Source organism: Escherichia sp. E13S3 (assembly GCF_004212325.1).
In the GTDB taxonomy this organism is placed as follows: Bacteria; Pseudomonadota; Gammaproteobacteria; order Enterobacterales; family Enterobacteriaceae; genus Escherichia.
Window position 1 is genome coordinate 1 of sequence record NZ_RHJR01000021.1, and the last position, 14,154, is coordinate 14,154.

Annotated in this window: 13 protein-coding genes; 10 read left to right on the plus strand and 3 right to left on the minus strand. The window is 52.3% G+C overall.

All coding sequences use genetic code 11. From position 1 onward, the window contains the following. Positions 1 to 100: 100 nt before the first annotated feature. Positions 101 to 1,291, minus strand: a complete 1,191-nt coding sequence (malE, locus tag D9597_RS20255; protein ID WP_130205779.1) for a maltose/maltodextrin ABC transporter substrate-binding protein MalE — start codon at positions 1,289 to 1,291, stop codon at positions 101 to 103. Positions 1,292 to 1,655: 364 nt separating this feature from the next. On the opposite strand from malE, the gene malK reads away from it, so the two are divergent. The 5 genes from malK (at position 1,656) to ubiA (ending at position 6,814) form a co-directional block, all read left to right on the plus strand. After that, on the plus strand, positions 1,656 to 2,771 hold the full coding sequence (gene malK, locus D9597_RS20260; protein ID WP_130224272.1) for a maltose/maltodextrin ABC transporter ATP-binding protein MalK: 1,116 nt from the start codon (positions 1,656 to 1,658) through the stop codon (positions 2,769 to 2,771). Positions 2,772 to 2,842: 71 nt separating this feature from the next. Continuing rightward, positions 2,843 to 4,183, plus strand: a complete 1,341-nt coding sequence (gene lamB / locus D9597_RS20265; RefSeq protein ID WP_130205783.1) for a maltoporin LamB — start codon at positions 2,843 to 2,845, stop codon at positions 4,181 to 4,183. 150 nt (positions 4,184 to 4,333) lie between these two features. Further along, complete coding sequence (malM, locus tag D9597_RS20270; RefSeq protein WP_130224274.1) at positions 4,334 to 5,254, plus strand: maltose operon protein MalM; 921 nt, start codon at positions 4,334 to 4,336, stop codon at positions 5,252 to 5,254. Between the two features lie 177 nt (positions 5,255 to 5,431). Continuing rightward, on the plus strand, positions 5,432 to 5,929 hold the full coding sequence (gene ubiC, locus D9597_RS20275) for a chorismate lyase (protein ID WP_000019214.1): 498 nt from the start codon (positions 5,432 to 5,434) through the stop codon (positions 5,927 to 5,929). 12 nt (positions 5,930 to 5,941) lie between these two features. Next, positions 5,942 to 6,814, plus strand: coding sequence for a 4-hydroxybenzoate octaprenyltransferase (gene ubiA, locus D9597_RS20280; protein ID WP_130224276.1), 873 nt, complete (start codon positions 5,942 to 5,944; stop codon positions 6,812 to 6,814). 146 nt (positions 6,815 to 6,960) lie between these two features. Here ubiA and plsB read toward each other — a convergent pair whose 3' ends face one another. Continuing rightward, positions 6,961 to 9,384 (minus strand): glycerol-3-phosphate 1-O-acyltransferase PlsB, encoded by a 2,424-nt coding sequence (gene plsB / locus D9597_RS20285; protein WP_130218630.1) that lies wholly within the window; start codon positions 9,382 to 9,384, stop codon positions 6,961 to 6,963. Between the two features lie 170 nt (positions 9,385 to 9,554). Here plsB and dgkA point away from each other — a divergent pair, with 170 nt between their 5' ends. The 4 genes from dgkA (at position 9,555) to D9597_RS20305 (ending at position 12,364) form a co-directional block, all read left to right on the plus strand. After that, positions 9,555 to 9,923 (plus strand): diacylglycerol kinase, encoded by a 369-nt coding sequence (gene dgkA, locus D9597_RS20290; RefSeq protein WP_000002907.1) that lies wholly within the window; start codon positions 9,555 to 9,557, stop codon positions 9,921 to 9,923. 109 nt (positions 9,924 to 10,032) lie between these two features. Then, complete coding sequence (gene lexA / locus D9597_RS20295; protein WP_064525560.1) at positions 10,033 to 10,641, plus strand: transcriptional repressor LexA; 609 nt, start codon at positions 10,033 to 10,035, stop codon at positions 10,639 to 10,641. A gap of 72 nt (positions 10,642 to 10,713) precedes the next feature. Then, positions 10,714 to 12,039 (plus strand): MATE family efflux transporter DinF, encoded by a 1,326-nt coding sequence (dinF, locus tag D9597_RS20300; protein WP_130224278.1) that lies wholly within the window; start codon positions 10,714 to 10,716, stop codon positions 12,037 to 12,039. Between the two features lie 115 nt (positions 12,040 to 12,154). Beyond that, on the plus strand, positions 12,155 to 12,364 hold the full coding sequence (locus D9597_RS20305) for a CsbD family protein (protein WP_001030602.1): 210 nt from the start codon (positions 12,155 to 12,157) through the stop codon (positions 12,362 to 12,364). Between the two features lie 41 nt (positions 12,365 to 12,405). Here D9597_RS20305 and zur read toward each other — a convergent pair whose 3' ends face one another. After that, a complete protein-coding gene (zur, locus tag D9597_RS20310; protein WP_064525566.1) occupies positions 12,406 to 12,921 on the minus strand; it encodes a zinc uptake transcriptional repressor Zur in 516 nt (171 codons plus the stop codon). A 155-nt stretch (positions 12,922 to 13,076) separates the two neighbouring features. On the opposite strand from zur, the gene dusA reads away from it, so the two are divergent. Further along, entirely contained in the window at positions 13,077 to 14,072 is a 996-nt protein-coding gene (gene dusA, locus D9597_RS20315; RefSeq protein ID WP_130224280.1) for a tRNA dihydrouridine(20/20a) synthase DusA, read from the plus strand. Positions 14,073 to 14,154 lie beyond the last annotated feature (82 nt).

Below are 14,154 nucleotides of genomic sequence, written 5' to 3' on the forward strand. Positions count from 1 at the left end.
CAACTGCCTGATGCGACGCTGGTGCGTCTTATCAGGCCTACATACGTTTTATTTTCGTAGGCCGGATAAGGCGTTCACGCCGCATCCGGCATTTCAAGCATTACTTAGTGATACGACCCTGTGCATCTTTCAGCGCGGCATCAACGGTCTGACGACCACTGGCTGCGTTGATTACTGCGGTACGCACGGCATACCAGAAGGCGGACATCTGCGGGATGTTCGGCATGATTTCACCGTTCTTGGCGTTATCCATGGTGGCGGCGATGCGTTGATCTTTCGCCAGCTGATCCTGGTAAGACTTCAGCGCCACGGCACCCAGCGGTTTGTCTTTATTCACCGCTTCCAGACCTTCGTCGGTCAGCAGGTAGTTTTCGAGGAACTCTTTCGCCAGCTCTTTGTTCGGACTGGCCGCGTTAATGCCTGCGCTCAGCACGCCAACGAACGGTTTGGACGGTTGTCCCTTGAAGGTTGGCAGCATCGTCACACCGTAGTTCACTTTGCTGGTGTCGATGTTAGACCATGCCCACGGACCATTAATGGTCATCGCAGTTTCACCTTTGTTAAAGGCTGCCTCTGCAATGGAGTAGTCAGTATCCGCATTCATGTGTTTGTTTTTAATCAGATCAACCAGGAAGGTCAGACCCGCTTTCGCGCCAGCGTTATCCACGCCAACGTCTTTCACGTTGTATTTGTCGTTTTCATACTTGAACGCATAACCACCGTCGGCAGCAATCAGCGGCCAGGTAAAGTACGGTTCTTGCAGGTTGAACATCAGCGCGCTCTTACCTTTCGCTTTTAGTTCTTTATCCAGCGCCGGGATCTCTTCCCAGGTTTTTGGCGGGTTCGGCAACAGATCTTTGTTATAAATCAGCGATAACGCTTCAACTGCAACCGGGTAAGCAATGAGTTTGCCGTTAAAACGCACGGCATCCCAGGTGAACGGATAAATCTTGTCCTGGAGCGCTTTGTCCGGAGAGATTTCAGCTAACAGACCAGACTGGGCATAGCCGCCAAAGCGGTCGTGCGCCCAGAAGATGATGTCCGGACCATCGCCAGTTGCCGCAACCTGGGGGAATTTCTCTTCCAGTTTATCCGGGTGCTCAACGGTGACTTTAATTCCGGTATCTTTCTCGAATTTTTTACCGACTTCAGCGAGGCCGTTGTAGCCTTTATCGCCGTTGATCCAGATTACCAGCTTACCTTCTTCTATTTTGGCGAGAGCCGAGGCGGAAAACATCATCGTCGTTAAAACAGATAATGCGAGGATGCGTGCACCTGTTTTTATTTTCATAATCTCTGGTCCTTGTTGGTGAAGTGCTTGTGAAAACGCCTAAACGGACTCTAGTTTCTTTATACGGCAACCTCTTTCCATCCTCCTTGCCCCTACGCCCCACCTTCGTTTTGTGTGATCCATGTCGCAGAAACGGCAGTATTGCGGGAGGGCGCACACAAAATCGCCATGTTTTTTGCAAGCAACATCACGAATTTCCTTACTTTCCTTCGGATTAGTACGCAGACACCACCTTCTCATCCTCCCGCCTCCTCCCCCATAAAAAAGCCTGGGGGTGGAGGATTTAAGCTATCTGTCGATCAAGCATAGTCACCGCATCATGAATGTTGCTGTCGATGACAGGTTGTAACGAAGGGAGAAGGGCATGGCGAGCGTACAGCTGCAAAATGTAACGAAGGCCTGGGGGGATGTGGTGGTATCGAAAGATATCAACCTCGAGATCCACGAAGGTGAGTTCGTGGTGTTTGTCGGGCCATCTGGCTGCGGTAAATCAACGTTACTGCGCATGATTGCCGGTCTTGAGACGATCACCAGCGGCGACCTGTTCATCGGTGAGAAACGAATGAACGATACCCCGCCAGCAGAACGCGGCGTCGGAATGGTGTTCCAGTCCTATGCGCTCTATCCCCATCTGTCAGTGGCAGAAAACATGTCCTTTGGCCTGAAACTGGCGGGCGCGAAGAAAAAGGTGATCAACCAGCGCGTTAACCAGGTGGCGGAAGTACTGCAACTGGCGCACTTGCTTGATCGCAAACCGAAGGCACTCTCCGGCGGGCAGCGTCAGCGAGTGGCGATTGGTCGAACGCTGGTGGCAGAGCCAAGCGTGTTTTTACTTGATGAACCGCTCTCCAACCTTGACGCTGCGCTGCGTGTGCAGATGCGTATCGAAATCTCCCGCCTGCATAAACGTCTGGGCCGCACGATGATTTACGTCACCCACGATCAGGTCGAGGCGATGACGCTGGCCGATAAAATCGTGGTGCTGGATGCCGGGCGCGTGGCGCAGGTCGGGAAACCCCTCGAACTGTATCACTATCCGGCGGACCGCTTTGTCGCTGGTTTTATTGGTTCGCCGAAAATGAACTTCTTGCCGGTAAAAGTGACCGCCGTTGCAATCGATCAAGTTCAGGTTGAGCTGCCGATGCCAAACCTCCAGCAAGTCTGGCTTCCGGTTGAAAGCCACAACGTTCAGGTCGGAGCCAACATGTCACTGGGCATTCGCCCGGAACATCTACTGCCAAGTGATATCGCCGACGTCATCCTTGAAGGTGAAGTTCAGGTCGTCGAGCAACTCGGCAACGAAACCCAAATTCATATCCAGATCCCTTCCATTCGTCAAAACCTGGTGTACCGCCAGTCTGACGTGGTGTTGGTAGAAGAAGGTGCCACATTCGCTATCGGCCTGCCGCCAGAGCGTTGCCATCTGTTCCGTGAGGATGGCACTGCATGTCGTCGACTGCATCAGGAGCCGGGCGTTTAAGCACCCTACAAAAGACACAAAACCTGTGACAGGTGATGTGAAAAAAGAAAAGCAATGACTCAGGAGATAGAATGATGATTACTCTGCGCAAACTTCCTCTGGCGGTTGCCGTCGCAGCGGGCGTAATGTCTGCTCAGGCAATGGCTGTGGATTTCCACGGTTACGCTCGTTCCGGTATCGGCTGGACAGGGAGTGGCGGTGAACAACAGTGTTTCCAGACCACTGGTGCTCAAAGTAAATACCGTCTTGGCAACGAATGTGAAACTTATGCTGAATTAAAATTGGGTCAGGAAGTGTGGAAAGAGGGCGATAAGAGCTTCTATTTCGACACTAACGTGGCCTATTCCGTCGCGCAACAGAATGACTGGGAAGCCACTGATCCGGCCTTCCGTGAAGCGAACGTGCAGGGTAAAAACCTGATTGAATGGCTGCCTGGTTCCACCATCTGGGCGGGTAAGCGTTTCTATCAACGTCATGACGTTCATATGATCGACTTCTACTACTGGGATATTTCTGGTCCTGGTGCCGGTCTGGAAAACATCGATGTTGGCTTCGGTAAGCTCTCTCTGGCTGCAACCCGCTCTTCTGAAGCAGGTGGTTCTTCCTCGTTCGCCAGCAACAATATCTATGACTACACCAACGAAACTGCGAACGATGTCTTCGACGTGCGTTTAGCGCAGATGGAAATCAACCCAGGCGGTACGTTAGAACTGGGTGTCGACTACGGTCGCGCTAACCTTCGTGATAACTATCGTCTGGTTGATGGCGCATCGAAAGACGGTTGGTTATTCACTGCTGAACATACTCAGAGCATCCTGAAGGGCTTCAACAAGTTTGTTGTTCAGTACGCAACTGACTCGATGACCTCGCAGGGTAAAGGTCTGTCGCAGGGCTCTGGCGTCGCGTTTGATAACGAACACTTTGCCTACAACATCAACAACAACGGTCACATGCTGCGTATTCTTGATCACGGTGCGATCTCGATGGGTGACAACTGGGACATGATGTACGTGGGTATGTATCAGGATATCAACTGGGATAACGATAACGGCACCAAGTGGTGGACCGTCGGTATTCGCCCGATGTACAAGTGGACGCCAATCATGAGCACTTTGATGGAGATCGGCTACGACAACGTCGAATCCCAGCGCACTGGCGACAAGAACAATCAGTACAAAATTACCCTCGCACAACAATGGCAGGCTGGCGACAGCATCTGGTCACGCCCGGCTATTCGTGTCTTCGCAACCTACGCCAAGTGGGATGAGAAATGGGGCTATGACTACAACGGTAGTTCCTCTTCCAACCCGAACTACGGTAAAGCCGTTCCGGCGAGCTTCGAAGGTGGTAGCTTCGGTCGCGGTGATAGCGACGAGTGGACCTTCGGCGCCCAGATGGAAATCTGGTGGTAATAGCAATGTGTATGCCGGATAAGGTGTTTACGCCGCATCCGGCATAAAAACACGTTGTCATTATCTATAAGGGGCGCAAGCCCCTCTGATTATCGGTTTAGCGCGCTATTGCCTGGCTACCGCTGAACTCCAGATTTTGAGGTGAAAACAATGAAAATGAATAAAAGTCTCATCGCCCTCTGTTTATCAGCAGGGTTGCTGGCGAGCGCGCCTGGAATTAGCCTCGCCGACGTCAACTACGTACCGCAAAACACCAGTGACGCCCCAGCTATTCCATCTGCCGCGCTACAACAATTAACCTGGACACCCGTCGATCAATCCAAAACTCAGACTACCCAGTTAGCGACTGGCGGCCAACGGTTGAACGTTCCTGGTATCAGTGGTCCGGTTGCGGCATACAGCGTTCCGGCAAACATTGGCGAACTGACCCTTACGCTGACCAGCGAAGTGAACAAACAAACCAGTGTATTTGCGCCAAATGTGCTGATTCTTGATCAGAGCATGACCCCATCAGCCTTCTTCCCCAGCAGTTATTTCACCTACCAGGAACCAGGCGTCATGAGCGCAGATCGTCTGGAAGGAGTGATGCGCCTGACACCAGCGTTGGGGCAGCAAAAACTGTATGTTCTGATCTTTACCACGGAAAAAGATCTCCAGCAGACGACGCAACTACTCGACCCGGCAAAAGCCTATGCCAAAGGCGTCGGTAACTCGATCCCTGATATTCCAGACCCGGTAGCTCGTCATACCACTGATGGCCTGCTGAAACTGAAAGTGAAAACGAACTCCAGCTCCAGTGTGCTGGTGGGACCGTTATTTGGTTCTTCCGCCCCAGCTCCGGTTACGGTAGGCAACACGGCGGCACCAGCCGTGGCTGCACCTGCTCCGGCACCGGTGAAGAAAAGCGAACCGATGCTCAACGACACGGAAAGTTATTTTAATACCGCGATCAAAAACGCTGTCGCGAAAGGTGATGTTGATAAGGCGTTAAAACTGCTTGATGAAGCTGAACGTCTGGGATCGACATCTGCCCGTTCCACCTTTATCAGCAGTGTAAAAGGCAAGGGGTAATTACGCCCCACAGTGCTGATTTTGCAACAACTGGTGCGTCTTCTGGCGCACCTTTTTTTCTCCCCCCAGTGATTGTTGCGTTTTTGTTGCGTATTAGATCACTTAATATGCTTTACATCTCCCGTTATCGCTTTTCTGCGATACAATGCCTTTACGTTATGTAACGGAGAGTTCGGCATGTCACACCCCGCGTTAACGCAACTGCGTGCGCTGCGCTATTTTGCAGAGATCCCTGCGCTGGAACCGCAACTGCTCGACTGGTTGTTGCTGGAAGATTCCATGACTAAACGTTTTGAACAGCAGGGAAAAACGGTGAGCGTGACGATGATCCGCGAAGGATTTGTCGAACAGAATGAAATCCCCGAAGAATTACCGCTGCTGCCGAAAGAATCCCGTTACTGGTTACGTGAAATTTTGCTATGTGCCGACGGGGAACCCTGGCTTGCCGGGCGTACCGTCGTTCCTGTATCAACATTAAGTGGCCCTGAGCTGGCGTTACAAAAATTGGGTAAAACGCCGCTAGGACGCTATCTGTTCACATCATCGACATTAACCCGGGACTTTATTGAGATAGGCCGTGATGCCGGACTTTGGGGGCGCCGTTCCCGCCTGCGATTAAGCGGTAAGCCGCTGTTGCTGACTGAACTGTTTTTACCGGCGTCACCGTTGTACTAAGAGGAAAAAAATATGGAGTGGAGTCTGACGCAGAATAAGCTGCTGGCGTTTCATCGCTTAATGCGTACGGATAAGCCAATAGGCGCGTTACTGCTGCTCTGGCCAACGTTGTGGGCGCTGTGGGTGGCGACCCCAGGTGTTCCCCAACTCTGGATTCTGGCGGTGTTCGTCGCTGGCGTCTGGCTGATGCGCGCCGCCGGGTGCGTGGTGAATGACTATGCTGATCGTAAATTTGATGGCCATGTGAAGCGCACAGCAAACCGACCGCTTCCCAGTGGTGCGGTTACGGAGAAAGAGGCGCGAACGCTATTTGTGGTGCTGGTGCTGATTTCGTTCTTACTGGTATTGACACTGAACACGATGACCATTCTGTTGTCGATTGCCGGACTGGCGTTGGCGTGGGTGTACCCGTTTATGAAGCGGTATACCCATTTACCGCAAGTGGTGCTGGGTGCGGCGTTTGGTTGGTCGATTCCAATGGCTTTTGCCGCTGTGAGTGAATCGGTGCCGTTAAGCTGCTGGCTGATGTTCCTTGCCAATATTCTGTGGGCGGTGGCTTACGACACGCAATATGCGATGGTCGACCGTGACGATGACGTGAAGATTGGCATTAAGTCCACCGCTATCTTGTTCGGCCAATACGATAAATTGATTATCGGTATTTTGCAGATTGGCGTGCTGGCGCTGATGGCAATCATCGGTGAGTTAAATGGCTTAGGCTGGGGATATTACTGGTCAATTCTGGTGGCTGGCGCGCTGTTTGTATATCAACAAAAACTGATTGCTAACCGCGAGCGCGAAGCCTGCTTTAAAGCATTTATGAATAATAACTATGTTGGCCTGGTGCTGTTTTTAGGGCTGGCAATGAGTTACTGGCATTTCTGATGATGTAAAAAAGCCGGATGGTCATCCGGCTTTTTTTCTGGGAAAAGCTGCCTGATGCGCTGCGCTTATCAGGCCTACATAACACATCGCAATTTATTGAATTTGCAAGTCATGGTAGGCCGGATACATCTGGCAACTCTCATCAGTTACCCTTCGCCTTGCGTCGCACTCTCAATCGTTAAGCGCACATCGGACGTAATCAACTCCGCCAGCAACTGATAGACCTTCATCGTCTCTGCCGGTTCGGCGTCGCCGCTGTCGCTGATATACCCTTCATCACGCAGCGTCAGTACCAGGGAACTGAATACCGCCTTGTCGAAGAATTCCGGTGCGTTGATGCCGTGAAGCACGGAGAGACGTTGCGCCACGGTGCGGCTCTCTTTCTCCAGCGTACCGCGGTTGATCGACGGGTTGGCGCTCAGCAGCCAGAAAGTGATGGCATAACGTTGCAGCGTTTCGCGCGCGCCTGCGGCCAGCAGCTGAAGCGTGCGGGAATGTGCCGGATTGATATGCAGCTCGTCATTTTGCAGTGTAATCAGCCCCTGACGTTGCATCTCATTTGCCAGCGCATCAATAACGTCCGGCAACTCGTCGCGATCCCAGCGCAGGAACAGCTCCGCTTTCAGCATTGGGTAAAGCACATTGACGTGCTCCATCAAAACGTCGCGGGAGATGTGGCGATGCTGGGTGACAATTGCCGCCATCAGCGAAGGCAGCACCAACATATGCGCAATGTTGTTGCGATAGTAGGTCATCAGCACCGCTTGCTCGCGCGGCAGAATGATGATGTCGCCGATAGTGTCTTTCTCAACTTCAAACTTGTTCATTTGCAGCGCGTGATCGATAAGCTCGCTGGCGCTGGCTGAAGGAACGGTAGAGTCCGTGGAGTAAGGCACGTTGCGCATCAAATCCAGATAGCAGTTGAGTTGCTCGGTTAACTGCTCGCGGGTGAGTGAGCGCTGACGTGACGCCAGAAGCGCAGTACAGCACAGGTTCATGGCGTTTGCCGCGCCTGCGTTGTTAATGCGTACCATCAGATCGGCAGCAATGTTATTGACCGTCGGCGTTAACCAGGCCGGACGCACCGCTTCGATGGGGTCGATAGATTCACGCCAGTCTGGCACGTGCTGGTTAAGGTAGGTCATCAACGGCATTGGTTCACCGAAGTTGACATAGCCCTGACCGAGATTACGCAGCTTGCTTAAACCGCGCAGCATCTGCAGCAGGCTCTCTTTCTCTTTCGTTGCGCCGCGGAGTTCTTTGGCGTAAGTACCCACTTCCATGACGTGCTCATAACCGATGTAGATCGGAATCAGCGTAATCGGACGAGTGCCGCCACGCAGCATCGCCTGAATGGTCATCGACAGCGTACCGGTTTTCGGGTCCAGCAAACGGCCTGTACGCGAACGACCGCCTTCCACAAAGTACTCGACGGAATAACCACGGCTGAACAGTTCGCCGAGATACTCACGGAAAACCGTAGAATAGAGCTTATTGCCTTTAAACGTGCGGCGAATAAAGAACGCACCCAGACGGCGGAAAATCGGCCCGGCAGGCCAGAAATTCAGGTTGATCCCGGCGGCGATATGCGGCGGCACCAGCCCCTGGTGATACAGCACGTAAGAAAGCAGCAGGTAGTCCATGTGGCTGCGGTGGCAAGGAACATACACCAGCTCATGACCGTCGTGGGCCAACTGGCGAACGCGCTCGGCGTTATGGACGTTGATGCCCTGATAAAGTCGGTTCCAGGTGAAGCCCAGAATACGGTCAGTCAGGCGGATCATCTCGTAAGAGAAGTTCGCCGCAATCTCTTCCATCAGTGCAATAGCATTCTGCTGCGCTTTTTCATGGGAGATTTTTTTGCTCCGCGCTTCGTCTTCTACCGCTTTGGCAATGGCGCGGGAGGCGAGCAGCTTGTTAAACAGATCCTGACGAGCTGGCAGGCGTGGCCCCACGGCAGCCAGACGCTGGCGGGCAAAGTGCATACGCGCCACGCGTGCCAGTTTCTGAGCGATAGTTTTATCCGTGCCGTGTTCATCCGCCATACGGCGCAGCGAAACTGACGGAGAGAAGCGCACAAAACTGTCGCGACCGAGCCATAGCACGGCGAAAAATTTCTGTACGCCGTTGAGCATGCGCAGTGGCGGGTTAACTTCACCTTTTTCACGCCCTGGCGCACGACCAAACATCACCGATACTGGCACCATTTGCACATCCAGATTCGGGTTGCTACGGTGCAGATCGAGATAGTCGTGGAAAAGCTTAATAGACTCTTCTTTCGGTGTGTAATAGGTGAAAACACGCGGCCCGCCATGAATAAACACATAGCGCGGCAGTAGCGTGCCGTCTATTTCCAGCGGCTCTAATGGGTCAGGCAGGTCGTGCGCCAGGCACTGGGCGCGCAACGTCAGCAAATCCGCTTTTGAGTTGTACGGTAAAACGTACATAATTGGACGAGAGGTATCCAGTCCCAGTTCCGGGGCAGGATCTGCCGGAATAGACTTGCTTTTTACCAGGATGCTTAATGGTAAATTCAGTAATTTGTAGTAAATTCGTGGCCAGCCGGACATAAACGATGTAAAGCCTCTGGTTAATAATGCAAATGCGCGGGAAGGATAGCAGAAAGTCATGGGAAATTCTGTGGTATCCGCTCATGTTTCGCGCGACGTTACGCTAACCGTAATCTTCGGATTCAACGGTACACTGATATTGACGCTCATAATGTAAAAAGGTTCTTTCGATGGCCAATAATACCACTGGATTCACCCGAATTATCAAAGCTGCTGGCTATTCCTGGAAAGGTTTACGTGCCGCATGGATCAACGAAGCGGCATTCCGTCAGGAAGGTGTCGCGGTATTGTTGGCAGTGGTTATTGCCTGTTGGCTGGATGTGGATGCAATAACCCGAGTATTGCTTATTAGTTCTGTCATGCTGGTGATGATTGTGGAAATTCTCAATAGTGCCATCGAAGCGGTGGTTGACCGTATTGGCTCTGAATACCATGAGCTTTCCGGGCGGGCGAAAGATATGGGCTCTGCCGCGGTGCTGATTGCGATTATCGTCGCCGTGATAACCTGGTGCATTCTGTTATGGTCGCATTTTGGATAACCCTTCCAGAATTCGATAAATCTCTGGTTTATTGTGTAGTTTATGGTTCCAAAATCACCTTTTGCTGTATATACTCACAGCATAACTGTATATACACCCAGGGGGCGGAATGAAAGCGTTAACGGCCAGGCAACAAGAGGTGTTTGATCTCATCCGTGATCACATCAGCCAGACAGGTATGCCGCCGACGCGTGCGGAAATCGCGCAGCGTTTGGGGTTCCGTTCCCCAAATGCGGCAGAAGAACATCTGAAGGCGCTGGCACGCAAAGGCGTTATTGAAATTGTTTCCGGCGCATCGCGCGGGATTCGTCTGTTGCAGGAAGAGGAAGAAGGGTTGCCGCTGGTGGGTCGTGTGGCTGCCGGTGAACCGCTTCTGGCGCAGCAGCATATTGAAGGTCATTATCAGGTCGATCCTTCCCTGTTCAAACCGAATGCCGATTTCCTGCTGCGCGTCAGTGGGATGTCGATGAAAGATATCGGCATTATGGACGGCGACTTGCTGGCAGTGCATAAAACCCAGGATGTGCGTAATGGTCAGGTCGTTGTCGCGCGTATAGATGACGAAGTTACCGTTAAGCGTCTGAAAAAACAGGGTAATAAAGTCGAACTTCTGCCAGAAAATAGCGAGTTTAAACCCATTGTCGTTGACCTTCGTCAGCAGAGCTTCAGCATTGAAGGGCTGGCGGTTGGTGTTATTCGCAACGGCGACTGGCTGTAATCTATCTCTGATACCGCGATGCCGCCTGGCATCGCGGTTTGTTTTTCATCTCTCTTCATCAGGCTTGTCTGCATGGCATTCCTCACTTCATCTGATAAAGCACTCTGGCATCTCGCCTTACCCATGATTTTCTCCAATATCACCGTTCCCTTGCTGGGACTGGTTGATACGGCGGTCATTGGTCATCTTGATAGTCCGGTTTATCTGGGCGGCGTGGCGGTTGGCGCAACGGCGACAAGTTTTCTCTTTATGCTGTTGCTGTTTTTGCGTATGAGCACTACCGGGCTTACTGCACAGGCTTATGGTGCCAAAAATCCTCAGGCATTGGCGCGTGCGCTGGTGCAGCCGTTGCTGTTGGCACTGGGAGCCGGAGCGTTGATTGCGTTACTGCGTACGCCGATTATCGAGCTGGCGCTGCATATTGTTGGTGGTAGCGAAGCGGTTCTGGAACAGGCGCGGCGCTTTCTTTCAATCCGCTGGTTAAGCGCACCGGCGTCGCTGGCGAATCTGGTGCTGCTCGGCTGGTTGCTCGGCGTGCAATATGCCCGCGCGCCAGTGATTTTGTTAGTGGTTGGCAATATCCTCAACATTGTGCTGGATGTCTGGCTGGTGATGGGGCTGCATATGAACGTGCAGGGCGCGGCGCTGGCGACGGTTATTGCGGAATATGCAACATTGCTGATTGGTCTGCTTATGGTGCGTAAAATCCTCAAACTACGTGGTATCTCCGGCGAAATGCTGAAAACAGCCTGGCGAGGAAACTTCCGTCGCTTGCTGGCGCTTAACCGCGACATTATGCTGCGCTCACTGCTGCTACAACTCTGTTTTGGCGCAATAACGGTTCTTGGTGCGCGGCTGGGGAGCGATATTATCGCCGTCAACGCGGTCCTGATGACGCTACTCACCTTTACCGCTTATGCGCTGGATGGTTTTGCCTACGCGGTTGAAGCCCACTCCGGTCAGGCGTATGGTGCGCGCGACGGTAGCCAGTTACTGGATGTCTGGCGCGCAGCGTGCCGCCAGTCGGGGATCGTGGCATTGTTGTTTTCGGTGATTTATTTGCTGGCGGGAGAACATATCATCGCGTTGCTAACGTCGTTAACCCAGATCCAGAATCTGGCCGATCGCTACCTAATCTGGCAGGTTATTTTACCGCTGGTGGGAGTCTGGTGTTATCTGCTGGACGGTATGTTTATTGGCGCAACTCGCGCTGCCGAAATGCGCAATAGTATGGCAGTCGCAGCAGCAGGGTTTGCTTTGACGCTACTGACGTTGCCGTGGTTGGGTAACCAAGGTTTATGGCTGGCGTTAACCGTCTTTCTGGCGCTGCGCGGGCTTTCACTGGCGGTTATCTGGCGTCGTCACTGGCGTAATGGAACCTGGTTTTCAGCAACATGACGGTTAAAAGTTCTGAATAAATAATCCTAAGCCAAATTCCTGACTACACTTAATCCCACGTTCAGAAGAAAAGTGAGCGTACACTCATTCACCACCTAACGATGAGGATTTGAATATGAATAAAGACGAAGTCGGCGGTAACTGGAAACAGTTCAAAGGTAAAGTGAAAGAGCAATGGGGCAAACTGACCGATGATGATATGACGGTCATTGAAGGTAAGCGTGACCAGTTAGTGGGTAAAATCCAGGAACGTTACGGTTACCAGAAAGATCAGGCAGAAAAAGAGGTTGATAGCTGGGAAAAACGCCATGATTACCGTTGGTAATTGATCCCTCCTGCCCGACGTGTACAAGGATGTACGCCCTCTTAGCGAGGTTTCTTTTTCACCTGAAGAGAGTGGTCATGATGGCACTGTTCAGGATGACGACACGCTTCAACTTCCACACATGCCGCACAGAGTCCATGTGCTTCAATCACATTATGCCGCAGGGCAAAACCCATTTTTGCCGCCAGCGTATGCATGATGTCTTCCACACCTTCCGCACACTCTTCTTTCACCGCGCCGCAGCGATCGCAAATAAACATGGCTGAAGTATGGGTAGGCTGATCGAACAGATGGCAGAGCACATAGCTGTTGGTGGATTCAACCTTATGCACAAAACCTTGTTCAAGCAGAAAATCGAGTGCGCGATAAACCGTCGGCGGCTTGGCTTGCGGCTCGGCTTCGCGCAGCAAATCAAGTAGATCGTAGGCGCTGATAGCCCCTTCTTGCAGGCTCATAAGGCGCAGCACTTCGAGACGTTGCGGTGTCAGGCGCACATTACGCTGCGCGCAGAGTTTTTCAGCCTGCGCCAATAACTCCTGCGTTGTGGTCTTTTCCATTGTGCACCTCGAAAGTGGGGTTAAGAATGTCCTTACTTTACCATAATTCTCACTTAAACGCCGACAACCGGGCATCGAAGCTGCCACATTGCCTGATCGCATATTCGTTATGCTATAGTAGCGCCCCCAATTCACCAGATGCTTAAAAAATCGCCATGTCAGCAGAATCACAAACCGCTTATCCCGCATACCGTTTCTCTATTGCTCCGATGCTCGACTGGACGGACAGACACTGCCGTTATTTCCTGCGTCTGCTCTCCCGTAATACGTTGCTCTATACCGAAATGGTGACCACAGGGGCGATTATTCACGGTAAAGGTGATTACCTGGCATACAGTGAAGAAGAGCATCCGGTGGCGTTACAGTTGGGCGGTAGCGATCCGGCGGCGCTGGCGCAGTGTGCGAAGCTGGCAGAAGCGCGCGGATATGATGAGATCAACCTGAATGTCGGCTGCCCGTCAGACCGGGTACAGAACGGCATGTTTGGCGCTTGTCTGATGGGGAATGCGCAACTGGTGGCTGACTGCGTAAAAGCGATGCGCGACGTCGTGTCGATTCCAGTGACGGTGAAAACGCGTATTGGCATTGACGACCAGGACAGCTATGAATTTCTCTGTGATTTTATCGACACTGTTTCCGGCAAAGGCGAATGCGAGATGTTTATTATCCATGCGCGCAAAGCCTGGCTTTCTGGTTTAAGTCCGAAAGAAAACCGTGAGATCCCGCCGCTCGATTACCCGCGTGTCTATCAACTGAAGCGTGATTTCCCGCATCTGGCTATGTCAATTAACGGCGGCATCAAGTCACTGGAAGAGGCTAAAGCACACCTGCAACATATGGATGGCGTGATGGTCGGGCGTGAAGCGTATCAAAACCCAGGCATTCTGGCGGCGGTGGATCGTGAGATTTTTGGTTCCTCGGATACCGATGCCGACCCGGTGGCAGTGGTGCGCGCCATGTACCCGTACATTGAGCGTGAACTCAGCCAGGGAACTTATCTGGGCCATATCACCCGGCATATGCTGGGCCTGTTCCAGGGGATTCCTGGCGCGCGGCAGTGGCGGCGGTATTTAAGTGAAAATGCCCATAAAGCGGGCGCTGACATTAACGTGTTGGAACATGCGCTCAAACTGGTGGCTGATAAGCGTTAATTTTTCACCACAAAGTAGTCAAATTCACCACGCCCTGCGCTTCGACGCGTGGCGTTTTGTTGATAAATCAATATGTTATTTC

Coding starts and splice junctions, on each gene's coding strand:
- lamB (WP_130205783.1), top strand. CDS start 2,843: ATGATGATTACTCTGCGCAAACTTCCTCTGGCGGTTGCCGTCGCAGCG.
- malM (WP_130224274.1), top strand. CDS start 4,334: ATGAAAATGAATAAAAGTCTCATCGCCCTCTGTTTATCAGCAGGGTTG.
- malE (WP_130205779.1), bottom strand. CDS start 1,291: ATGAAAATAAAAACAGGTGCACGCATCCTCGCATTATCTGTTTTAACG.
- plsB (WP_130218630.1), bottom strand. CDS start 9,384: ATGTCCGGCTGGCCACGAATTTACTACAAATTACTGAATTTACCATTA.
- dusA (WP_130224280.1), top strand. CDS start 13,077: ATGTCAGCAGAATCACAAACCGCTTATCCCGCATACCGTTTCTCTATT.
- ubiA (WP_130224276.1), top strand. CDS start 5,942: ATGGAGTGGAGTCTGACGCAGAATAAGCTGCTGGCGTTTCATCGCTTA.
- malK (WP_130224272.1), top strand. CDS start 1,656: ATGGCGAGCGTACAGCTGCAAAATGTAACGAAGGCCTGGGGGGATGTG.
- dinF (WP_130224278.1), top strand. CDS start 10,714: ATGGCATTCCTCACTTCATCTGATAAAGCACTCTGGCATCTCGCCTTA.
- lexA (WP_064525560.1), top strand. CDS start 10,033: ATGAAAGCGTTAACGGCCAGGCAACAAGAGGTGTTTGATCTCATCCGT.
- zur (WP_064525566.1), bottom strand. CDS start 12,921: ATGGAAAAGACCACAACGCAGGAGTTATTGGCGCAGGCTGAAAAACTC.
- dgkA (WP_000002907.1), top strand. CDS start 9,555: ATGGCCAATAATACCACTGGATTCACCCGAATTATCAAAGCTGCTGGC.
- D9597_RS20305 (WP_001030602.1), top strand. CDS start 12,155: ATGAATAAAGACGAAGTCGGCGGTAACTGGAAACAGTTCAAAGGTAAA.
- ubiC (WP_000019214.1), top strand. CDS start 5,432: ATGTCACACCCCGCGTTAACGCAACTGCGTGCGCTGCGCTATTTTGCA.